Origin of the sequence: Sphingomonas sp. YR710, from assembly GCF_900101455.1 — a bacterium.
GTDB lineage: Bacteria > Pseudomonadota > Alphaproteobacteria > Sphingomonadales > Sphingomonadaceae > Rhizorhabdus.
Map to the genome: position 1 here is coordinate 124611 of NZ_FMZJ01000012.1, position 21682 is coordinate 146292.

20 protein-coding genes are annotated in these 21682 nt (G+C 63.3%); 5 read left to right on the top strand and 15 right to left on the bottom strand.

The features are described 5' to 3' along the window. Positions 1-8: 8 nt before the first annotated feature. From BLS13_RS14870 to BLS13_RS14880, 3 genes are all read right to left on the bottom strand, one after another. Positions 9-1874, bottom strand: a complete 1866-nt coding sequence (locus BLS13_RS14870) for an alpha/beta hydrolase family protein (protein WP_176943603.1) — start codon at positions 1872-1874, stop codon at positions 9-11. 186 nt (positions 1875-2060) lie between these two features. Further along, a complete protein-coding gene (locus BLS13_RS14875) occupies positions 2061-3113 on the bottom strand; it encodes a 1,9-bis(guanidino)-5-aza-nonane synthase (protein ID WP_093453292.1) in 1053 nt (350 codons plus the stop codon). Positions 3114-3280: 167 nt separating this feature from the next. Continuing rightward, a complete protein-coding gene (locus BLS13_RS14880) occupies positions 3281-4471 on the bottom strand; it encodes a type III PLP-dependent enzyme (RefSeq protein WP_093453293.1) in 1191 nt (396 codons plus the stop codon). Positions 4472-4856: 385 nt separating this feature from the next. On the opposite strand from BLS13_RS14880, the gene BLS13_RS14885 reads away from it, so the two are divergent. The 4 genes from BLS13_RS14885 to BLS13_RS14900 all read left to right on the top strand — a co-directional run bounded on the left by BLS13_RS14885 (position 4857) and on the right by BLS13_RS14900 (position 10460). Continuing rightward, positions 4857-5816, top strand: a complete 960-nt coding sequence (locus tag BLS13_RS14885; RefSeq protein WP_093453295.1) for a cation diffusion facilitator family transporter — start codon at positions 4857-4859, stop codon at positions 5814-5816. Positions 5817-5881: 65 nt separating this feature from the next. Beyond that, on the top strand, positions 5882-6982 hold the full coding sequence (wecB, locus tag BLS13_RS14890) for a non-hydrolyzing UDP-N-acetylglucosamine 2-epimerase (protein ID WP_093453296.1): 1101 nt from the start codon (positions 5882-5884) through the stop codon (positions 6980-6982). 62 nt (positions 6983-7044) lie between these two features. Further along, entirely contained in the window at positions 7045-9447 is a 2403-nt protein-coding gene (locus tag BLS13_RS14895; protein ID WP_093453298.1) for a ribonuclease R family protein, read from the top strand. A 65-nt stretch (positions 9448-9512) separates the two neighbouring features. Further along, positions 9513-10460 (top strand): NAD(P)H-dependent flavin oxidoreductase, encoded by a 948-nt coding sequence (locus tag BLS13_RS14900; RefSeq protein WP_093453300.1) that lies wholly within the window; start codon positions 9513-9515, stop codon positions 10458-10460. A gap of 3 nt (positions 10461-10463) precedes the next feature. On the opposite strand, the gene BLS13_RS20430 is transcribed toward BLS13_RS14900, so the two are convergent. The 6 genes from BLS13_RS20430 to BLS13_RS14925 all read right to left on the bottom strand — a co-directional run bounded on the left by BLS13_RS20430 (position 10464) and on the right by BLS13_RS14925 (position 14177). Continuing rightward, a complete protein-coding gene (locus tag BLS13_RS20430) occupies positions 10464-11030 on the bottom strand; it encodes an STM3941 family protein (protein ID WP_143011969.1) in 567 nt (188 codons plus the stop codon). An 18-nt stretch (positions 11031-11048) separates the two neighbouring features. Next, the gene (dcd, locus tag BLS13_RS14905) at positions 11049-11603 is read right to left on the bottom strand and encodes a dCTP deaminase (protein ID WP_093453301.1); all 555 of its coding nucleotides are present in this window, start codon (positions 11601-11603) and stop codon (positions 11049-11051) included. Between the two features lie 7 nt (positions 11604-11610). Further along, positions 11611-12075 carry a cytidine deaminase gene (locus BLS13_RS14910; RefSeq protein WP_093453349.1) on the bottom strand — a complete coding sequence of 155 codons (465 nt, stop codon included), beginning with the start codon at positions 12073-12075 and terminating at the stop codon, positions 11611-11613. Between the two features lie 10 nt (positions 12076-12085). Next, positions 12086-12568 carry a UPF0262 family protein gene (locus tag BLS13_RS14915; RefSeq protein WP_093453303.1) on the bottom strand — a complete coding sequence of 161 codons (483 nt, stop codon included), beginning with the start codon at positions 12566-12568 and terminating at the stop codon, positions 12086-12088. Positions 12569-12657: 89 nt separating this feature from the next. Then, positions 12658-13707, bottom strand: a complete 1050-nt coding sequence (locus BLS13_RS14920; RefSeq protein WP_093453304.1) for an HlyD family secretion protein — start codon at positions 13705-13707, stop codon at positions 12658-12660. Then, the gene (locus BLS13_RS14925) at positions 13704-14177 is read right to left on the bottom strand and encodes a MarR family winged helix-turn-helix transcriptional regulator (RefSeq protein ID WP_093453306.1); all 474 of its coding nucleotides are present in this window, start codon (positions 14175-14177) and stop codon (positions 13704-13706) included. Before BLS13_RS14925 ends, BLS13_RS14920 begins: the two co-directional genes overlap by 4 nt. Positions 14178-14311: 134 nt before the next feature. On the opposite strand from BLS13_RS14925, the gene BLS13_RS14930 reads away from it, so the two are divergent. Next, positions 14312-15832 (top strand): replicative DNA helicase, encoded by a 1521-nt coding sequence (locus BLS13_RS14930; protein ID WP_093453307.1) that lies wholly within the window; start codon positions 14312-14314, stop codon positions 15830-15832. Positions 15833-16072: 240 nt separating this feature from the next. Here the strand turns inward: BLS13_RS14930 and BLS13_RS14935 are convergent, their stop codons facing one another. The 6 genes from BLS13_RS14935 to BLS13_RS14960 all read right to left on the bottom strand — a co-directional run bounded on the left by BLS13_RS14935 (position 16073) and on the right by BLS13_RS14960 (position 21585). Beyond that, positions 16073-16837 (bottom strand): phosphoadenylyl-sulfate reductase, encoded by a 765-nt coding sequence (locus BLS13_RS14935; protein ID WP_093453309.1) that lies wholly within the window; start codon positions 16835-16837, stop codon positions 16073-16075. Then, positions 16830-17255, bottom strand: coding sequence for a DUF934 domain-containing protein (locus tag BLS13_RS14940; RefSeq protein ID WP_037523724.1), 426 nt, complete (start codon positions 17253-17255; stop codon positions 16830-16832). The genes BLS13_RS14935 and BLS13_RS14940 overlap by 8 nt, the downstream gene beginning before the upstream one ends. Continuing rightward, positions 17248-18882 carry a nitrite/sulfite reductase gene (locus BLS13_RS14945; protein WP_093453310.1) on the bottom strand — a complete coding sequence of 545 codons (1635 nt, stop codon included), beginning with the start codon at positions 18880-18882 and terminating at the stop codon, positions 17248-17250. Before BLS13_RS14945 ends, BLS13_RS14940 begins: the two co-directional genes overlap by 8 nt. Beyond that, positions 18882-19178, bottom strand: coding sequence for a DUF2849 domain-containing protein (locus BLS13_RS14950; RefSeq protein ID WP_093453312.1), 297 nt, complete (start codon positions 19176-19178; stop codon positions 18882-18884). The genes BLS13_RS14945 and BLS13_RS14950 overlap by 1 nt, the downstream gene beginning before the upstream one ends. Further along, positions 19175-19972, bottom strand: coding sequence for a uroporphyrinogen-III C-methyltransferase (cobA, locus tag BLS13_RS14955; protein ID WP_093453351.1), 798 nt, complete (start codon positions 19970-19972; stop codon positions 19175-19177). Before cobA ends, BLS13_RS14950 begins: the two co-directional genes overlap by 4 nt. A 116-nt stretch (positions 19973-20088) precedes the next feature. Beyond that, the gene (locus BLS13_RS14960; RefSeq protein WP_371128209.1) at positions 20089-21585 is read right to left on the bottom strand and encodes a fatty acyl-CoA synthetase; all 1497 of its coding nucleotides are present in this window, start codon (positions 21583-21585) and stop codon (positions 20089-20091) included. Positions 21586-21682: the final 97 nt, after the last annotated feature.

The following is a 21682-nucleotide window of genomic DNA, read 5'->3' on the forward strand; positions in this document are numbered from 1 at the left end:
CTGCCGCTTCACGATGGGTTGTATTTGGCGAGGAAGGCGTCGAGCCGGTCGAGCCAGTCCTTGAAGTTGGCGCTGCTCGAAAAGCCGTGACCTTCCTTGTCGTGCGTGTAGAATTCGAAGGTCTTGCCGGCCTTTCTCAGCGCATCGGCATAAAGCTTCGATTGCTCGTAGGGAACGGTCTGATCGGCGTCTCCATGCATGATCAGCACGGGCACCATGAGCGAATTGACGCTGGCGATCGGAGACACGGTACGCGTGTCGAAATCGGGTGCTCCCTGAACAGTTCGCCGCCAATCTTTACGATAGCGTGGACTGATCCGGAAATTAATCTGATATTTCAGTTGTTTGCTGATATCGCTGATACCGGCATAGCTTGCGGCGCAGCGATAGCGCTCCGGATTGCGGTTGGCGCCCCAAAGCGCGGCATAGCCTCCATAGGAGGCGCCGACGATACATGCGCGCTTAGGATCGATGATGTCCTGGTTGGCGAGCCAGTCCATGCCGTCGTCGAGATCGTCCTGCATCGCGCGGCCCCACTGGCCTTCGCCCTTGGCGTAGAACTCCTTCCCGTAGCCGCCCGATCCCCGGAAATTGGGCTGGAGCACGGCATAGCCGCGATTGGCGAAGAACTGGACTTCCGGATCGTAGCCGAGCTTGTCGCGAAGGTCGTACGGGCCGCCATGCGGGAAAACGATCAGCGGCAGCCCCTTCGGTGCCCTTCCAGCCGGGAGGGTGAGATATGCATGAATTTCCAACCCATCGCGCGCTTTGTAACTGACGTAGCGTGTTTCGGACAGTTCGGCGGGCTGCAGCCGTTCGTTGTCGCTCGCGAGCAGAAACATTCGGTGCGCGGCAGGCAGAAAATTATAATAGGCGCCCGGGTCATTCGATGCGCCGGACCAGATCAGTATCGACGTATTGTCGGAATTCATCGAAACGATGCGGTTGTCCTTTCCGGGGAGCGCGTGATCGATCTGTGCCTGCAGACGCTTCATGCGTTCGTCGAACCACACGATCCGATCGCGATCGTCGGTATATTCGACCGATGCGACGGCTTTGCCGTCGTTGGACGTAGTGAAATCCATGACGTCATAGTTGTCGCTGCGGAAGACCTGCTCGCCGAGTTCCTTCGTCGCATAGTTGAAATGGTATAGGCCGAACCTTCCGGTCTCTTTGTTGCTCAGCATATAGCCTTCGTCGGATCCACCGATGAAATGCAGCAGATCGAGCGTGCCATCTTGGTCGTCCGATTTGACACGCGGAAGCTTGCGGAATTTCTCGTCGGCAGTTCGTCGGTAGATCATGGACAGGCCGCGGTCGCTGGTGCTGGTCCCGGCGCGCACGACGCCCTTATCATCGGCATACCAATCGTCCACGTCGTTCCGGCTATCGATCACCCGTGTTGCCTTGCCGGTCGCAAGATCGATTCGCGATACTGATGCAGAATCGAAGATCGATGCCTGGAAGGCGAGCAGCACCCATTCGCCGGCAGGATCGACGTACAAGATGTCGTCCCCGACAATCCCGCCGGCGGCCGGCTGGATCTGCGTGATCGAATGGGTACGGATATCGTAGGAGATTAGCCCCGTAGCGAGTAGTTGCGCGCCGAAAAATGTCACCGGCCTTGCCATGCTGATCAGGACACGGCCATTACCGGCCCAGCGATATTTCTGGAGACGGTTTTTCTCGGGGATGTTGATCAGCGTCAGCTGCTTGTCCGCTACCGCATAGATGGCAAGCTGTTCTTTCCCAGCGTTGATGAAACGCGTCAGCACCCGAGTGCCGTCGGGCGAAATGACCGGGCCGAGCAGGAACGGTTGCTGCGCGAAATCGTCGGTGGGAATGCGGCGTAGCGGCTGGGAAGATACCGGCACTTTTGCAGGCGCTGTGATTTCCGGAGCAGCCTGCAAGCTCGTCGCGCACGAAACTGCTAGCGCCAGCAGCCATCCCCATCGTATCATAGTTTCCCCGAACCATGCCCCCGCTTGTTCCCCTCTTAGTCGGGATATCGGGGCGGGCAAGTTCGGGGGGAAAGCTTATCTGCTGTGGAGGTCCTCGCGTCAGTCGAAGTTGCGCGCCCAGGCACGCTTGGCGCGGGTCTTCCAATGGCCGCGGTGATAGGCATCGGAGGCGAGCAGCGGGATCACCGAGCCGGCTTCGGCGAACACCATCTGCTCGATGCCGGTATTGACCTTGCCCCAGCTTGCCGCCTCCTGCAGCGTCGAGGAGGAGCAGGCGCCGTCGCGGACGTCGGCGACGGTGATCTGCACCGCATATTTGTGGACCTGGACATCGTCATGGCCGAGGATTTCGGCGCAGACGACGGTATCCTGGATGAAGTTCTTCGGCACGCCGCCGCCGATCATCAGCAGGCCGGTGGTGCCGGCCTTGATCTTGATGTCGGTCAGTTCGCGGAAATCGGCGATGGCATCGAGCACCATATAGGGCTTGCCCTCCTTCGCGCGATCGACCTGATGCTTGACGAGGCCGAAGCCCGCCGAGCTGTCGACGAACGCCGGGCAGAAGATCGGCACGTCATGCTCATAAGCGAGCTTGACGAGGCTGTTGTCCTTCTTGCCATGCTCGACCAGATATTTGCCCATCTCGCGGATGAAGGCGCGGCTCGAATAGGGCTTCGCCTCGAGCGAATTGGCGATCTCGTAGATTGTATGATCGCAATCCTGAAGCTGCTCCTCGTCGATATAGGTGTCGTAGATCCGATCGATCAGCAGCGAGCGCAACGTATCGTCATCGGGCACGTCGAGCGCCTGATAATGTTTGTGGCCGAGTCCTTCGAAGAAATCCATGTCGACGATCGAGGCCCCCGTGGCGACGATGCCGTCGACCATGTTCGAGCGGACCAGCTCGGCATAAGCGTCCATGCAGCCGCCGGCCGAGGTCGAACCGGCGATGACGAGGAAGATCGTGCAATCGGGATCGGCGAGCATTTGATTGTAGATGCTGGTCGCGCGGCCGAGATCGCGGCTCGTGAAGCTCATCTTCGCCATCGCGTCGACGATCGGGCGCGCATCGAAGCTGGTGATGTCGATATGCTCGACGACGGTAGACAGCAGTTCGGCCTTGCGCGTGTCGTTGGCGGTGGCGTCGTTCATGGTTTCATCCTCGAATGTACGGCTGGCGCGCCGCCCTCCTCGTCATTCCCGCGAAAGCGGGAACCCATGGACGGCGACACGCCAGATCTTTTGCGGCCCGTTACCGTGGGTTCCCGCTTTCGCGGGAATGACGGCTTTGGGCATGGGCAGTTAGTGCGGCTGGGCTCTTACAGCTTGATGACGTTCGACGGAACCGCCTGCGGCTCGTCCTCGGTCAGGTACACGCTCGCCATCGGCTCGTCGGTCAGGATTACCGTATCGCCGGCGGTGAAGCCGTTGAAGCCGGTGCGCATCGCGCAGCCATAAGCACCCAGCATGCCGATCTCGATATAGTCGCCCGCCCTGGTGTCCGCCGGCAGCATGAACGGGCCCGCCATGCGATCCATGTCGTCGCAGGTGGGGCCGTAGAAGCTGAACGGCATGTCGCGCGCGTCCGACTCCGGTTCGCGGAGCAACTGCACCGGGAAGCGCCAGCCGATATGCGCGGCATCGAACAGGGCGCCATAGGCACCGTCGTTGATGTAGAGCTCGTCGCCGCGGCGCTGCTCGACGCGGACCATCAGGCTTGCATATTCGGCCGAGAGCGCACGGCCGGGCTCGCACCACAGTTCCGCAGAATAGCTGACCGGCAGGCTTTCGAACGTGTCGTGGATCGCCTTGAAATAGGCTTCCAGCGCCGGAGGCTCCATGCCCGGATAGACCGAGGGGAAGCCGCCGCCGACGTCGATCACGTCCACGGTCACCGCCGCGCCGACGATCGCCGCACGGACAAGCGCGAGTGCCTGCGTGTAGGCGGACGGGCTCATCGCCTGGCTACCGACATGAAAGCATATGCCCAGCGCATCCGCCGCCTGACGGGCGCGGAACAGCAATTCCTTCGACTTGCCGACCTCGACGCCGAACTTCGACGCGAGGCTGAGCTTCGAATGATCGGACGATACGCGCAGCCGCACGCACAGCGTGAGATCGGTCGCGTCCTTCGTCGCGCGCATGATCTTGTCCAGCTCCTCGGTCGAATCGAGCGAGAAGGTGCGGACTCCATGATCGAAATAGGCCTCGGCAATGGCTTCTTCAGCCTTCACCGGGTGCATGAAACACAAGGTCGCTTCGGGCAGAAGCCCGGACACGAGGCGCACTTCGGCGATCGATGCCACGTCGTAATGCGTGATGCCGTTATCCCACAGGATCTGGAGCAGATCGGGGGACGGATTCGCCTTGACCGCATACATTGACCGACCCTGGAACTTTTCGACAAAGAACCGGGCGGCCCGCGCTGCAGCGTGGGGACGAACGAGCGTTACCGGCTGAACCGGCTTAAGGAGCGAAGCTAGCCCCAGCGCGCTATGATGCTTGTGCAATTCAAGGGACCTCCAGGAGTGTCGTGGGCAAGGAAAGCTGCCTTGCGGTTGGAAGTCCCATGGGGCAGCGGAAGCGCGATATATGGTGCGTGTACCCCCATGTAAAGTTTGAATCTTCTCAACAGGAAACATGGGGGCGGCGCATGAGGGGGGCAGGTGTTTAAATGCGCCGAATTACAGGACTATTACGACGGCTAAGTGAATATCCGGATAGGGTTTGGAAGCGCGTGTTTCGTCTTGCGCGCGCGCTGCAACCACCGCCGGCGATACGACAATTTGCGATTGCCCGGCGCGCGCGGGTGCTGCCGGTCGGGGGAATCGCGGATATCCGCTTGACGGAAGGCTCCGGCTCGGGTGGAGGGGAGCCTTCACGGAGCGCACGAGCATGGCGGCACATCATCACGGGCACGATCATGACCATGGTCATGATCATGAGGCGCACGAGGGCCATGGCCATGGCGGCCACCATCATGTGCCGACCGAATTCGGCAACGCCTTTGCGATCGGCGTGGCGCTCAATATCGGCTTCGTTCTCGTGGAGGGCGGTGCCGGCTGGTATGCCGGTTCGATCGCGCTGATCGCCGATGCCGGGCATAATCTGTCGGACGTGCTGGGCCTGCTGATGGCCTGGACCGCGCATACACTGGCCAAGAGGCCGCCATCGGCGCGATATACCTATGGTTTGCGCGGATCGTCGATCCTGGCGGCGCTGTTCAACGCGATATTCCTGATGATCGCATGCGGCGCGATCATCACCGGTGCTGTCGAGCGGTTGCTGGAGCCGGTGCCGGTGCAGGGCGGGCTGGTAATGGTGGTTGCTGCGGTTGGAATCGCGATCAATCTGGGCACCGCCCTGATGTTCATGCGCGGCGGCAAGGATGACATCAACATTCGCGGGGCCTTCCTGCACATGGCTGCCGACGCCGCGGTGTCGGCCGGCGTGGTGGTGGCCGGCCTGATCGTGCTGGAAACCGGGCTGACGTGGATCGATCCGCTGATCAGTATCGTCATCGTATGCGTGATCGTGGTGGGCACATGGGGGCTGTTCCGCGATTCACTCTCGATGTCGCTCCAGGGCGTGCCGGGCGGGATCGATTCGGCGCAGGTTACGGGGCGGCTCGCGGGATTGCCCGGCGTGGCGGCGGTGCATCACGTTCACATCTGGCCGATGAGCACGACCGAGACGGCGCTGACCGCGCACCTGCTGATGCCCGAGCCGGGCGGCGACGATGCTTTCCTGACCGCGGCGACGGCGATGATTCGCAAGGATTTCGGTATTGCGCACAGCACGTTCCAGATCGAGCGTGGCGTTTGTGCGGATAGTGGCGGCTGCGCGCCGCAGTGAAGCGGCTTGAGCGCGGCGTTCGCTCCGTGCATCACCGATCCTGACACTACGGGAGCCAAGGCTGCATGACATCATCCCCTGCGCGCGTTCATCTGATCGCTGCCGCCCGCCCGAATTTCATGAAGGTCGCGCCGCTCTGGCATGCACTGACCGCCGCGCCGGATTTCCAGCCGGTCGTGATCCATACGGGCCAGCATTATGATGCGGCGATGTCCGACGACATCTTCGCCGATCTGCGGCTGCCGGCGCCCGATTATCATCTGGGAATCGGATCGGGCACCCATGCCGAACAGACCGGAAAGGTGATGATCGCCTATGAGAAACTGGCGATGGAGGATCGGCCCGACTGGCTGATCGTGGTCGGCGACGTCAATTCGACCGCTGCCTGCGCGATGGCGGCGGGCAAATTGCGCATCCCCACGATCCACCTCGAGGCCGGGCTGCGCAGCCGCGATCGCGATATGCCCGAGGAACTGAACCGGCTCGTCACCGATGTGCTGGCGGACGTCTTGTGGACCCCGTCGCCCGATGCCGATGCGAATCTGCTCGCGGAAAATATCCCGGCCGAACGGATCACCCGCGTCGGCAATATCATGATGGACAGCTACGAACTCGTGCGGCCCGCGATCGAGGCGGCCGATTATCCGGGCGAACTGGGTTTTGCGAAGGGCGGCTATGGCGTCGTCACCTTGCACCGCCCGTCCAACGTCGACGTCCCCGAAAAGCTCGCCGAACTGGTCGAGGCGCTGATCGCGGTGCAGGCGGTGTTGCCGCTGATTTTCCCGGTCCACCCGCGCACCCGCCAGCGGCTCGGCGAGGCCGGACAGGCGAAGCTGGAGGCCGCCGGCATCAGGCTGGTCGGTCCCGCCGCTTACATCGCGTTCATGAGCCTCGTTTCGGGTGCTGCGGCGGTGATCACCGACAGCGGCGGCATCCAGGAGGAAACCACCTATCTCGGCATCCCCTGCCTGACGTTGCGCGACAATACCGAGCGGCCGATCACGATCAGCGAGGGGACGGCGCGGCTGGTGAAGGCGCCGGCGTTGCTGACCGAATTGAAGGATGCGCTGGCGCAGCCGAAGCAGGATCGCAAGCGGCCGGAGTTCTGGGACGGGCACACGGCGGGGCGGTGCGTGGAGGATCTGCGGAGAAGGACGGCGGTATAGTCCTCGTCCCGCATGCGGGGCGAGGGAGTGACGCGGACCGCGAACGCCCCTATGCTCACCCCATGCCTCGCCCAACACCCGGCCTGCCGAGCCGCGACCAAATTCTGCAGTTCATCACCACGTCCGACACCCCGGCCGGCAAGCGAGAGATCGCCCGCCATTTCGGGTTGCAGGGGCAGGAGAAGATCAGTCTCAAGGCCCTGCTCAAGGATATGGCTGACGAGGGGCTGATCGACAGCGAGCGCGGGCGGGCCTTTCATCAGATGGGGGGTATCCCCAAGGTCACGGTGCTCCGCGTCACCGATATCACTGATGAGGGCGTTGCGCTGGCGGTGCCCGAAAGCTGGCATGGCGAGGGGGCCATTCCGCAGCTCCGCGTTAAGGAGCAACGCGGGCGCAAGGGGCCGCCGCTGGGCGTCGGCGATCGCCTGCTCGCGCGGACCGAGGAGGCAGGGCGCGGCTGGATCGCGCATCCGCTGAAAAAGCTCGCGCGCGGCGAGGAGATGGTGCTCGGCATCCTCCACCGCGAGGGCGATCGGCTGTGGCTGAAGCCGGTCGACAAAAAGGAGCGCCGCGAACTGCTCGTGTCCGATGCGGGCGATGCCGATGCCGGCGATCTCGTGCTCGCGCAGAAGGCGGGGCGGCCGCCGCGGATCACCGCGAAGGTGGTCGAACGGCTCGGCGATCCGTTCGCGCCGCGCAGCTTCAGCCTGGTCGCGATCCATAAGTTCGAGATCCCCGACGTCTTTCCCGATGCGGTGATCGAGGAGGCGGGGATTGTGCCGCGGCTCGATCTCGGCGAGGGGCGCGAGGATCTGCGCCACCTGCCGGTCGTCGCGATCGATCCGGTCGATGCGCGCGATCATGACGATGCGATCTGGGCGACGCCCGACGACGATCCCGCCAACACGGGCGGCTTCCGCGCGATCGTGGCGATCGCCGACGTCGCCTTCTACGTCCGCCCGGGATCTGCACTCGATCGCGAAGCGAAGAAGCGCGGCAACAGCGTCTATTTTCCCGATCGGGTGGTGCCGATGCTGCCCGAGGCGCTGTCGGCCGATATCTGCTCGCTGAAGCAAAACGAGGACCGCGCGGCGATGGTGTGCCATCTGACCGTCAGGGCGGATGGGAACGTGTCCGGCTGGCGGTTTACGCGCGCGCTGGTGCGGATCGCGGCGAATATTGCCTATGAGGATGCGCAAGCGGCGATCGACGCCCTCACTCCCTCGCCCCCTTTAGGGGGAGAGGGTCGGGGAGAGGGGGCCGTGCTGGAGGCTCCGTCGGGAACCTCTTCCCCACTGCCCCCTCTCCCAACCCTCTCCCCCGCAAGCGGGGGCGAGGGCTTTGACTTCGCCCTCACCGAAACCGCGCTCAAGCCGCTCTGGGCTTGCTGGGCGCTGCTCGCCAAGGCGCGCGACCGTCGCGAACCGCTCGATCTCGATCTGCCCGAGCGCCGGGTCGTCCTCGATGAAATGGGGCGCATCCTTTCGGTGGCGCCGCGCGAGCGGCTCGATGCGCATCGGCTGGTCGAGGATTACATGATCGCTGCCAATGTCGCCGCCGCCAAGGCGCTCGAGGCAAAGAAGGCGCCGGTGATGTACCGCGACCATGAACCGCCGAGCCGCGAGAAACTGGTTGCGCTCAAGGATTATCTGGCGACCTTCGATCTCGAATTCGCGCTGGGGCAGGTGGTGCGGCCGTCGACCTTCAATCACATCCTGACGAAGATCGGCGAGCGCGACGAGCGGCCGCAGATCATGGAGCAGGTGCTGCGCACCCAGACCCAGGCTTATTATGCGCCCGCCAACACCGGTCATTTCGGGCTGGCGCTGGGCAGCTACGCGCATTTCACCAGCCCGATCCGGCGTTATGCCGATCTGCTCGTTCACCGGTCGCTGGTCGGGGCTTATGGCCTTGAGGCCGGCAAGCCGCATCTGCGCGGTGGCGGCCGTGCCGATGGCGTGGCGCCGACGACAGCGCTCACCGGCGAAGAAGCCGAACGCATGCCCGCGCTCGGCGAACTGATCAGCAAGGCCGAGCGCCGCGCGATGGAGGCCGAACGCGAGACGATCGACCGCTATGTCGCGGCCTATCTCAGCCAGCATGTCGGCGACGTGCTCGATACGCGGATCACCGGCGTCCAGTCGTTCGGCTTCTTCGCGACGGTGGAGGGGTTTGGCGGTGACGGGCTCGTGCCGGTCTCCACGCTCGGCACCGAATATTTCCGCTATGACGAGAAGACGCATGCGCTGATCGGTGAAGAAAGCGGCGACGCTTACACGATCGGCCAGCGTCTGAAGCTGCGGCTGGTCGAGGCCAATCCGGTCAACGGCTCGCTGCGCTTCGAGCTTGTCGAGGGCGCGAGCCACCTGCCGATGCGACGTGGAGGGCCCGGCAAAGACCGCCGCCCGACCGGCCGCCGCGGCCGCCCCGCCAATATCCGGCATCGCGGCGGCAAGCGATAGGGCTTTCTTCATGCCCCGAAATGGTGTGAAGGGGCGGTAGTCGAACGGGCGGAGAAATATACGACATGGTGATGCCGGCTTCCTTGCAGCGCGGACTGCGGCTCCCGGTGATCGCGTCGCCGATGTTCATCATATCGACCCCGGATCTTGTGATCGCCCAGTGCAAGGCAGGCGTGATCGGTGCCTTTCCCGCGCTCAATGCCCGGCCTGCGCATCTGCTCGACGAATGGCTCGACCGGATCACCACCGAACTCGCCGAACATGATGCGCGTCATCCCGATCGTCCGGCTGCGCGCTTCGCGGTCAACCAGATCGTCCACAAGTCGAACGACCGGCTCGCGCATGATCTGGAGGTGTGCGTCCGCCACAAGGTGCCGCTGATGATCACATCGCTGGGTGCGCAGACCGAAGTCAACGACGCGGTGCATAGTTATGGCGGCATCGTCATGCATGACGTGATCAACCAGCCCTTCGCGCACAAGGCGATCGAGAAGGGCGCGGACGGGCTGATCCTGGTCGCGACCGGGGCGGGCGGCCATGCCGGCGTCCAGTCGCCCTTCGCGCTGATGCAGGAAACGCGCGCGTGGTTCGACGGGCCGGTGGCGCTGTCGGGCGCGATCGCCTGTGGCCGTTCGATCCTCGCGGCGCGGGCGATGGGCGCCGACTTCGCTTATATCGGCTCCGCCTTCATCGCGACCACCGAGGCCAATGCGCCCGATGGCTATAAGCAGGCCGTGGTCGACAGCGGCGCGGCGGATATCGTTTACAGCAACCTGTTCACCGGCGTGCACGGCAATTATCTGCGATCATCGATCGTCGCATCGGGCTTCGATCCCGACAATCTGGCCGAGGGCGATCCGTCGACGATGGACTTCGGCGGCGGTGGGGCCAAGGCGTGGCGCGATATCTGGGGCGCGGGGCAGGGTGTCGGTGCGGTGAAAGCGGTTGTTGGTGCGGGCGATCTGGTCGCGCGGCTGGCGGCGGAATATGAGGCGGCGAAGGCGGCGCTGTAGCGCCTAGGAGATCGCAACCGGCGAAAATGTGCCAAAGGCAGCGAGGAGGTCCTCGAATGAACGGTCAAGATTTATCGTAGTAAGCCAGATGTCGCCATAGCCTAGCCTGCGATTTATAAATGCGAGTGGTGCGAGCAGCCGCTTATGTCTGATGGCTCTGCGGTCGATCAGATCGAAGCAAAGAAAGCGCGTTCTACTGGCCTGGACGATTCTTGGATTCGTAATCCGATTCCACGGAATTGTTTCCGTCGACCAGCGGCTCCAATAAACGCCATGGTCATTGATCCGCACGATAGGCCGAACAAACGCCCATTGGGCCAAGAAGCTCCATGTGCAGGCGCCAAAGAAGATCAAGACGAACCAGGATGTCCACGTCGCCGGATCATTCAATGATCTGAGTAATGATGGCCAAAGCGCTGACAGGGATTCGTAGAGTGAAGTCTCCCGGGGGTCGGGAACAATCACGTGGGTGCCACGAACGCCAATGAGCACGAAAAGAAAACCAAGAATAGTCAATCCTGCGGTGCGATAGCTCGATGCACGTGCTTCGAAGGGGCGCTCAGTTTGCATGGGTCTTCCAATGGGGCATCACAACCGCGGCAGCGTCACCCCCTGCTGGCCCATATATTTGCCGGCCCGGTCGGCATAGCTGACCTCGCAGGGCTCATTGCCTTGCAGGAACAGGAACTGGCAGGCGCCTTCGTTCGCGTAGATCTTGGCCGGTAGCGGCGTGGTGTTGGAGAATTCCAGCGTTACATGCCCCTCCCAGCCCGGTTCCAGCGGCGTCACGTTCACGATGATCCCGCAGCGCGCATAGGTCGATTTGCCGAGGCAGATCACCAGCACGTCGCGGGGAACACGGAAATATTCGACCGTGCGGGCGAGCGCGAAGCTGTTGGGCGGGATGATGCAGCAGTCGGTCTTGCGGTCGACGAAGCTGTTCGACGCGAAATTCTTGGGGTCGACCGTCGCCGAATCGACATTGGTGAAGATCTTGAAATCGTCGGCGACGCGCGCGTCATAGCCGTAGGAGGACAGGCCGTAGCTGATACACCCGTCGCGCCGCTGCGCCTCGACGAACGGTTCGATCATGCCGTCCCGCACGGCGCGTTCGCGAATCCATTTATCCGACATGATCGACATGAGTGGGCTATTCTCCGGTTGTGGCGATGCCGAGATCGGCGGGCCCGAAGGCGTAGGGAAGAAGCTCCGACGCGCGATGGCGCTCGACGATCATGCCATCGGCCGATCCGCAATGGATGTCGATGTCATTCCCGCCCATCTGCGCGGCTTCGTTGATGATCTGGCGGCAGCGTCCGCACGGCCGCACCGGGGCGCTGCCAGCGATCGTGCCGTCCTTCGCGAGCACGCCGCCGATCACGCCGATCGCCACCACGTCGCGGAACCGCCCCTGCGCGTTCACCGTCGCCAGCGCGACCGTCTCGGCGCAGAGCGACAGGCCGTAGCTGGCATTTTCGAAATTGGTGCCGGTGACGATGCTGCCATCCTTGAGCAGCACGGCCGCGCCGACGCCGAATCGCGAATAAGGCGCATGGGCGTTGGCGGCGGCGGCGCGCGCCGCATCGACCAGCACGCGACCGGCGACTTCGCTCATATCGACCGGTTCAGCCACGGATGTGGAGCACGCAAATCAGGGTGAACAGCCGGCGGGCAGTATCGAAATCGACGTCGATCTTGCCATCGAGCCGCTCCATCAACAGGTTGGCGGCATCGTTGTGAATGCCGCGCCGGGCCATGTCGACCGTTTCGATCTGCTGTGCTGTCGATTGCCGAATCGCCTGGAAGTAACTGTCGCAGATTGCGAAATAGTCCTTGATCGGCCGGCGGAAGCTGCCGAGGCCGAGGATCAGCGTCTCGAGCAATTCCCCGCTCTCGGCTGATATGTCGATCGCCAGCCGTCCTTCCTCGACGCGCAGTTTGACGCGATAGGGCCCGGCATAGCCCATCGGATAAGCGCGCTTCGGTGCGAAATGATTGTCTTCGAGCAGATCGAAGATGGCAATGCGTCGCTCCTGCTCGACATCGGCATTGCGCCAGATGATGGTCTTTTCATCGAGGTCGACGGCGATGATGCGGGGATCGGACATGTGAGAACCGACTTAGCCAAGCGCGAGGCGAATGGCAAAGCGAAGCACGCAAGGCACAAAACCTTGCGTGCTTCCAGGCGGGGGGGAACTCAATCGGCGACGTGTACCGTGACGTGCGCACTCGATCCGGCGACCAGCGGCTGTTCGGGTTTATCGTCGAGCGCCACTCGCACCGGTACGCGCTGCGTAACCTTGACCCAGTTGCCGGTCGCATTCTGGGCGGGCAGCACCGAAAATTGTGAACCGGTGCCGGCGCCAATACCGATGACATGCCCGGCAAAGGTCTTTCCCGGAATCGCATCCATCGTAATGTCGGCACGCTGACCGATCTTGATGGTGGCAAGCTGCGTTTCCTTGAAATTGGCATCGATCCAATAGCCGTCGGCGCTGACGACATTAATGAGCGGCAGCATCTGCATCGCCATGGTGCCTGGCGCGAGCTTGTCCGTCTGGCTGACGATGCCGTCGATCGGCGCACGAATTTCGGTGCGCTTCAGATCATATTTAGCCTTGTCGCGCATCGCGATCGCCGCTTCGACCTGCGGATGGCCGCCGCCAGATGACCGGCCGAGCATCGCCTGCGCCGATTCGGCGCTCGACCGGGCTGAGGCCTGCTCGGCTTCTGCTGCTGCGAGGCCGGCCTTCGCCGCGTCATAATTGGCATGGGTCGTAAACCCACGTGCCAACAATTCCTGCTGCCGCTTGAAGGTGTCGCGCGCCAGGTTCACGTCCGATACGCTCTTCTGCGTGTCGGCTTCCTTGGCGTGGAAATTGCTTTCCATCTGGGTGATCGAAAGCTGCGCATTGCCGACAGCGGCGTCGGCCTGCATCAGCGCGATCTGGTAGGGGATGGGATCGAGCCGAACCAGCAGATCGCCTTTTCGAACGTGCTGGTTTTCGGTGACGAACACGTCCGATACGCGGCCGGCAATTTCGGGGGAGACCTGGACGACGCGTGCATTCACCTGGGCGTTGTCGGTCGAGACCGTCTTGCCGCCGGTCAACCAGAAATAGCTGCCGACAAGGACGAGCAACAACGGCACCGACAGCATGATCGCCAGACGGCCGAATCGGCGTGACATCGGCACGTCTGCCGCTTCGACGGCGTCACCCGCAGCGATTTTGCTCATATCGTTCATGCGACCGCCCTGTTGCGATCCGCAGCGGCGCTATCCTCATCACGCGAAGCCATTCCGGCGCGCAGGCGCGTCAACAGATCGGTGAGAGTGTCGCGCTCTTCGAGGGTCAGGACGGACAGCAATTCGCTCTCCAGTTCCTCGCCGATCGCGCTCAGCCGATCGATCAACGGCAGTGCCTTGTCGGTCAGATGGAGCCGCCACACGCGCCGGTCGGCAGGATCGGCGCGGCGCTCGACCAGGCCGATCTCGGCCAGCCGATCGACCATCCGGCACAACGTGATGCGCTCCACCTCGAGCAATTCGGCGACTTCGCTTTGCGACGGGCGATCCAGCCGCGCGATCACCAGCAGCACGCGCCATTGCGGCCGCGTTACGCCGATCGTGCGCGTACGCGCATCAAACCGGTATCGCACCTGGCGGGTGATGTCGTGGACGAGCGCCGGGACTGTGTTGAACAGAGTTGCAAGCATGCTTACATTGTGATGGCTTGCTTCTCCTGTTGCAAGCGAGAACGATGCTGGCGGTAATTTTATCCACAAGCTTGTCCCGTCATCTTTTTGCGCAGCCGCTTGAGCATCGCTCCGCACAGGAGGATAAGGCGCGCATGCTAGAACCGATCCGTATCCTTTCCGGTGCTCCGTCGGAGCCCGAAGCGCCCAGCCTGCCGCACAATATCGAGGCGGAAGCGGCGCTGCTGGGTGCGATGATGATCGACAATCGCATCGCCGAGGATGTGCAGCTCAAGCTGCGGCCCGAACATTTCTTCGAACCGCTGCACGGCCGCGTCTATGAAGCGATATTGCGGCTGGTCGACAAGAATATGATCGCCAACCCCGTGACCTTGCGGCCGATGTTCGAGGCCGATGTGTCGATGCGTGATCTCGGCGGGGCGGGCTATCTGGCGCAATTGACCGGAAGCGGCGCGGCGCTGATCGGCGCGCGCGATTTCGCGACGCAGGTCTATGAGCTTGCGCTGCTGCGCGCCCTCATCGCGGTCGGCCGCGGCATGGTCGAAACCGCGCTCGATACCAGCGAGTCGGTCGATCCCAAGTCGCAGATCGAGGAAGCGGAAGTCGCGCTGTATCGGGTCGCCGAACAGGGCGGCGAGGAAGGCGGGGTCAAGACGTTCGGCCAGGCGACCCGGATTGCGGTCGCCACCGCCGAACGTGCGCTCAATTCGGGCGGGCATGTTTCGGGCATTACCACCGGACTCGACAGCATCAACGCCAAGGTCGGCGGCCTGCACCCGTCCGATCTGATCATCCTCGCCGGCCGTCCCGGCATGGGCAAGACCTCGCTTGCCACCAACATTGCGTTCAACGCGGCGATGCGGCTGGTGCGGGACCACGAGGCGAATATCCCCGACGAAAAATCGGTGGGGGCAGCGGTGGCCTTTTTCAGCCTCGAAATGTCGGCGGATCAGCTCGCGACGCGCATCCTGTCCGAACAATCGGGGATCAGCTCGGAAAATCTGCGCATGGGCAAGATCAGCCAGCAGGATTTCCGCAATCTGGCGCGGGCAGCCGGTGAACTGGAAACGCTGCCGCTCTATATCGACGATACGCCGGCGCTGACGATCGCCGCGCTCAGAACCCGGGCGCGCCGGTTGAAGCGCCAGCGCGGGATTGGCCTGATCGTCGTCGACTATCTTCAGCTCTTGCAGGGCTCGGGCCGCAGTTCGGACGGCAATCGCGTGCAGGAAATCTCCGAGATCAGCCGCGGCCTGAAGACATTGGCCAAGGAACTCAACGTGCCGGTGATCGCGCTGTCGCAGCTCAGCCGCGCGGTCGAGCAGCGCGAGAACAAGAAGCCGGTGCTGTCGGATCTGCGCGAATCGGGATCGATCGAGCAGGACGCCGACATGGTGTGGTTCGTCTATCGCGAGGAATATTATGTTGCGTTGAGCAGCCCGAAGGAGGCGTCGATCGCCGAGGGCGATTCCGCGGCCGACGTGACCGCGTTCGAGGAATGGCAGCGCCGCATGGAGAAAGCGCACAGCCGCGCGGACCTGATCATCGCCAAGCAACGCCATGGTTCGACGGGGACGGTCGCCATGAAGTTCGAAAGCCGGATTACGAAATTCTCGGATCTGGCGGAGGATTATTTCACGCCGATGGACGAGTGATCGGGGGCGGCGAATGCGGAGCAGCAGAGCATCCAGTTGAGGGCTCGGCAGAAACATAATCGGCCGTCATCCTGAACTTGTTTCAGGATCCACTCTTCAACATGCAGCGCATCACTTGTGAATAGGTGGATGCTGAAACAAGTTCAGCATGACGAAGTTATGAAGTTCTTCCGGGTTTTCTCGTCATAGCCGCTCTCCTGCGAGCAACAGGATAATCGAAAACCACCTGTCGCGAGAGGATCAGAAAACCGGCTCTTCCCCTGGCTTCACGATCACTTCGCCGTGGATTCCGCACTCCACCTTGTCCCAGCCACGCCAGCGGCCCGCGCGCGGGTCTTCGCCCGGCTTGACGATGCTCGTGCAGGGCGCGCAGCCGATCGACAGATAGCCCTGTGCCTCCAGCGGATGGCGCGGCAAATCGTGCGCCGCGAAATAGGCGTCGAGATCGGCCTTGGCCCAATTGGCGAGCGGGTTGAACTTGATGCGATCGCCGTCGAGTTCGAAGAAGGCCAGGCCGCTCCGGGTCGATGCCTGGAATCCCTTGCGGCCGGTGATCGAGGCGGTGAAGCCACGCATCGCCTTTTCGAGCGGGATCACCTTGCGGATCTCGCAGCAGCCGTCGGGATCATAGGACCAGCGCAAACCGGTCCCGTCTTTCCTGGCGAGCACGTCGGCATCGGGGGTCAGGTTGCGGAAATCGGTCAGGCCCAGCCGCTCGACGAGCAGATCGCGATAGGCCAGCGTTTCCGGGAACATCTTGCCGGTGTCGAGGAACAGCACCGGCACAGACGGATCGATCGACGCCACCAGATGCAGCAGCACCGCCGATTCCGCGCCGAAGGACGAGACGATCGCCACCTCGTCCAGCAGCTTTTCCTGCAATACGGTGCGCATCATCGCTTCGGTGCCGACCCCGGCGAAGCGCGCGTTCAGGCGCGCGACGTCGGCCGCCGTGAAGCGGGGAGATGTGTCGATCCGATCGATGACGCGCGCCAGATCAGCCATGCCGGCGTGCCCAGATCGGGGCGCGGCCGTCGGCCGTCCGCTGATAGACATTATCGTAAAGGCCGCTCAGCTTGGCCAGCACCGCCTCGTCGATTTCGGCATCGGCGACGAAACTGTCGAAGCCGCAGCGGCGCATCGGCAGGATCTGATCGACGAGCACGTCGCCGGCCGCGCGCAATTCGCCCGTATAGCCGGCCTCGCGCAGGATCCGCGCCGATGAATAGCCGCGGCCGTCGCGAAATTTCGGGAAGGAGACCTCGATCAGTGCCAGCCGATCGAGAAAAGGCAGCAGCTTGCGCGCATCGTCGCCGGTTTCGATCCGCACGGCGGTGGCGTTGGTCTGGCCGAGGAAGGCGTCGAGCGTGACGGCCGGTTCTTCATGCTCGGCATCGTCGCGATAGCGGATGACATTACCCATAGATCGCCTCCTTGAACGGCTTCTCGCCGACGCGGCGGTAGGTGTCGACGAAGCGCTCGCCCTCGGACCGCAGCGATTTATAGACATTTACGGCCGTCTCGATCGCGTCGACGACGCCATCTTCGGAGAAGCCGGGGCCGACGATCTTGGCGAGGCTCGTATCCTGCGCCGCCGAACCGCCGAACAGCAGTTGGAAATTCTCCTCGCCCTTCTTGTCGACACCCAGGATGCCGATATGGCCGGCATGGTGGTGGCCGCAGGCGTTGATGCAGCCCGAAATCTTGAGCTTGAGCTCGCCCAGATCGCGCTGTTCGTCGAGGTTCGCGAAACGTGCCGCGATCTTCTGCGCGAGCGGAATCGAACGGGCATTGGCCAAAGCGCAATAATCGAGGCCCGGGCAGGCGATGATGTCGCCGATCAGATCGAGATTGGCGGTTGCCAACCCGGCCGCGTCGAGCGCCTGCCACACGGCATAGAGATCGGCCTTCTTCACATGCGGCAGGACGATGTTCTGTGCATGGGTGACGCGCAGTTCGTCCATGCCGTAACGCTCGCCGAGATCGGCCATTACGTCCATCTGCGCCGATGTGGCGTCGCCGGGGATGCCGACGGTCGGCTTCAAGCTGATATTGACGATCGCATAGCCCGGCGCCTTGTGCGCGCGGACATTCTGGTCGACCCATACGGCGAAATCGGGATCGCTGCGATCGATCGTGTCGGGCAGGCCGGTTTCGAACGGCGGCGGCGCGAAGGCCGCGGCGATCCGGGCATGTTCGGATGCGGGCGCATCGAGCCCGAGCGGCTTGATCTGGAGAAACTCCTCCTCCACCTGGCGGCGATATTCGTCAGCGCCCAGTTCGTGGATCAGGATCTTGATCCGGGCCTTGTAGATATTGTCGCGGCGGCCATAGCGATTATAGACGCGCAGGCACGCCTCCATATAGCTCATCAGCTCGGCCTTGGGCAGGAACTCGCGGATCACCGGCGCGATCATCGGCGTGCGGCCCATGCCGCCGCCCACGAACACGCGGAAGCCCACCTCGCCATCGGCATTGCGATGGATCTGCAGCCCGATATCGTGGAGCCGCACCGCCGCGCGATCCTCTTCCGCCGCGATCACCGCAATCTTGAACTTGCGCGGCAGATAGGTGAATTCCGGGTGGAAGGTCGACCATTGGCGCAGCAGTTCGGCCCACGGTCGCGGATCCTCGACCTCGTCGGCGGCGGCGCCGGCGAACTGATCCGATGATATGTTGCGGATGCAGTTTCCGCTCGTCTGGATCGCGTGCATCTCTACCGTCGCCAGTTCGGCGAGGATATCGGGCGCATCGCTCAGCTTGATCCAGTTGAGCTGGAGGTTCTGCCGCGTGGTGAAATGGCCGTAATCGCGATCATATTTGCGCGCGACATGCGCGAGCATCCGCATCTGGCGGCTGCTCATCGTGCCATAAGGCACCGCGATCCGCAGCATATAGGCGTGGAGCTGCAGATAGAGGCCGTTCATCAGCCGGAGCGGCTTGAACTGGTCCTCGGTGATTTCGCCGGCGATGCGGCGGCGCACCTGATCGCGGAATTCCTCGACGCGCGCCTCGACCATCGCCTGGTCATATTCGTCATATTTGTACATCAGATCACCCAGTTGCCCGCCGCCGGATCGGCCGGCTGGATATTGAGATCAAGGCGCACGGTCGGCCCGCGCGCGCGAATGCGATCCTTGATGTGGCCCGGCACGGGGCCGGCATTCGAAGCCGTCGCCTCGATCACATAAGGCCCGTTGACCCGCAATGCGGCTTCCTCGCGCGCGGCGATGCCGTCGCCATCATGGCCCACGTCGACCGCGTCCGCGACATGGCGCGACCAGCCATTGCCGGTCCACCAGATCACGTCGCCGGTCACCAGATCGTTCCCCGTCACGATTTTCAAGCGTCACCCCTTACCGTTTCGGCCTGTACGGCCAGCTTCCGCAGCCGATCTTCGGCATCGGACAGCAATACCACTTCACCCACGACGATGATCGCCGGGCTGATAACCTGTTCGCGGATCATCATGTCGCCGAGATCGGCGAGCAAGGTCCGCATCGCGCGGGAGCCCTCCAGCGTGCCGCGCTCGAGCACGGCCACGGGCATGTCCGGCGCCACGCCATCAGCCATCAACTTGTCGGCGATCAGCCCGGCGCAGGTCACGCCCATATAGATGACGAGCGTGCGGCCTTGCCCGGCGAGCCCGGACCAGTTCTGCTCGCTCAGCCCCTGGCAGGTGCCGGCGACGAAGCTGACCGCGCTCGACCAGTCGCGATGCGTGAGCGGCAGCATCGCCTCGGCCGCGCAACCGAGCGCGGAAGAAACGCCGGGAATGACCTCGACCTTGAGGCCGGCCGCGCGCACCGCCTCGACCTCTTCGCCGCCGCGCCCGAACATGAACGGATCGCCGCCCTTCAGCCGCACGACGATCGATCCGGTCTTCACATGGGCGATGATCAAGGCGTTGATCGCCTCCTGCGACAGCGTATGGCGATCGCGCTTCTTGGCGACCGAGATGCGCTGTGCGGCGACGGGCGCGATATCGAGCACGCGCATGTCGATCAGCCCGTCATGAACCACGACATCGGCGATCCTCAGCGCTTCGACGGCACGCACCGTCAGCAGGCCGGGATCGCCCGGACCGGCGCCGACAAGGATCACGCGCCCACGCGCATTGGGATCGAGCAAGGAAACCATGGTGCCCAGATGGCCCGGCATCCCGCATTGCGCAAATGAAGGATGCTTTGGGGCGGGCGAACTTTTCTTTCGCGGCTGATCATGGCCGGCATTTTGCGCATCGCCGCCCCTCTCAGTCATTCGGATCGCGCGCGCAGTTCGCGCTTTAGGATCTTGCCACTGGCGTTGCGCGGCAGATCCTCGACCAGATGGATCGTGCGCGGCACCTTGAACGCGGACAGCCGCGTGCGGCAAAAAGCGATGAGCTCGTCCCCGGTGATATTGCTGCCGGCCCGGGGCACGACAAATGCGGTAACGGCCTCGATCCAGCGGGGATGCGCGATCCCGACGACGGCCGCCTCGCTGACGCAATGATGGGCGTAGATGATCTCCTCGACCTCGCGCGAGGAAACATTCTCGCCGCCGGTCTTGATCATGTCCTTCTTGCGGTCGACGATGGTGATGTAGCCGTCGCTGTCGATCGTCGCGAGGTCGCCGCTATGGAGCCAGCCACCCTCGAACGCAGCCTGCGTCCGCTCGGGATCGTTCCAGTAACCGATCATCAGATGCGGCGAGCGATGGATGATTTCGCCCACTTCGCCCGGCGCGACATCGCGCATGTCATCATCCACGACCCGCGTCGTCACATGCAGCGCCGCGCGGCCGCAGGAGGACAGGCGGGCTTCCTGCTCATGCGGGAACAGGACGGTCGCGACCGGCGCCATCTCGGTCTGCCCATAGAGATTCCAGAGCCGCAGCCCCGGCAGGCGCCGCATCATTTCGCGCAGGACTTCTTCGGGCATGATCGACGCGCCGAAATAGCCCTTGGCCAGGCATGAAAGATCATAGGCGTCGAACAGCGGCGAACGGAGCAGCGAGATCCAGACGGTGGGCGGCGCGAAGAAGGCGGAGACGCGGTGCCCGGCAATCAAAGGAATGAGGTTTTCGGGCGACGGCCGCGCCGTCACGATATTGCGCGCGCCCACCTGCAGCGCCGGCCCGAGCATCGCATCGAGCTGCGCGCAGTGATATAAAGGCAAGGCATGCAGCGCCACCGTGTCGGTGGTCCATTCGCAGTCGATCACGCAGCTCTGATATTGCCACAGAACGGCCGAGTGGGTGAGGACGGCGCCTTTCGGCCGCGATTCTGTGCCGCTGGTATAGATGATCTGCAGGATATCCTCGCCGTCGGTGTGGTCCTCGGCCCGCGCCGCCGCACCCATCAGCTCGTCCCAGCTTGCCAGGCCGGCGGGCGCGGCATCATGTTCGCCGGGCAATCCATAGATCGCGATTATGCCGCTCCCCGCGTCCCGGGCGACGGCGGCCGTCGTGGCATCGACAAACAGCAGGCGCGCACCGGCATGTTCAAGGATATAGCGGGCATCATCGGCGCACAGCATGAAGTTGATCGGCACCAGGATCGCGCCCGAACGCGCTATGGCGAAACGCAGCGCAACGAAGGCATGGCTGTTCCGGGCCATGATCGCGACCCGATCGCCCTTGGCCACCCCCCGATCCCGCAATCCGTTGCACAGCCGATCGGCGATCGCATCAAGATCGCGATAGCTCCAGCTGGTCTCGCCGCAGATCAGGGCCTCGCGGTCGCCATGCCGCAAGGCGGCGCGGCGAAGCATCGTCCCGATGCCTTGCTGCCGCATGTTCACCGGAGCCCGTCCCTGTTCATCGCAACCCCTTCTGCCGTCGCCGGTTCGCGCCGACTGCGATCCTTAT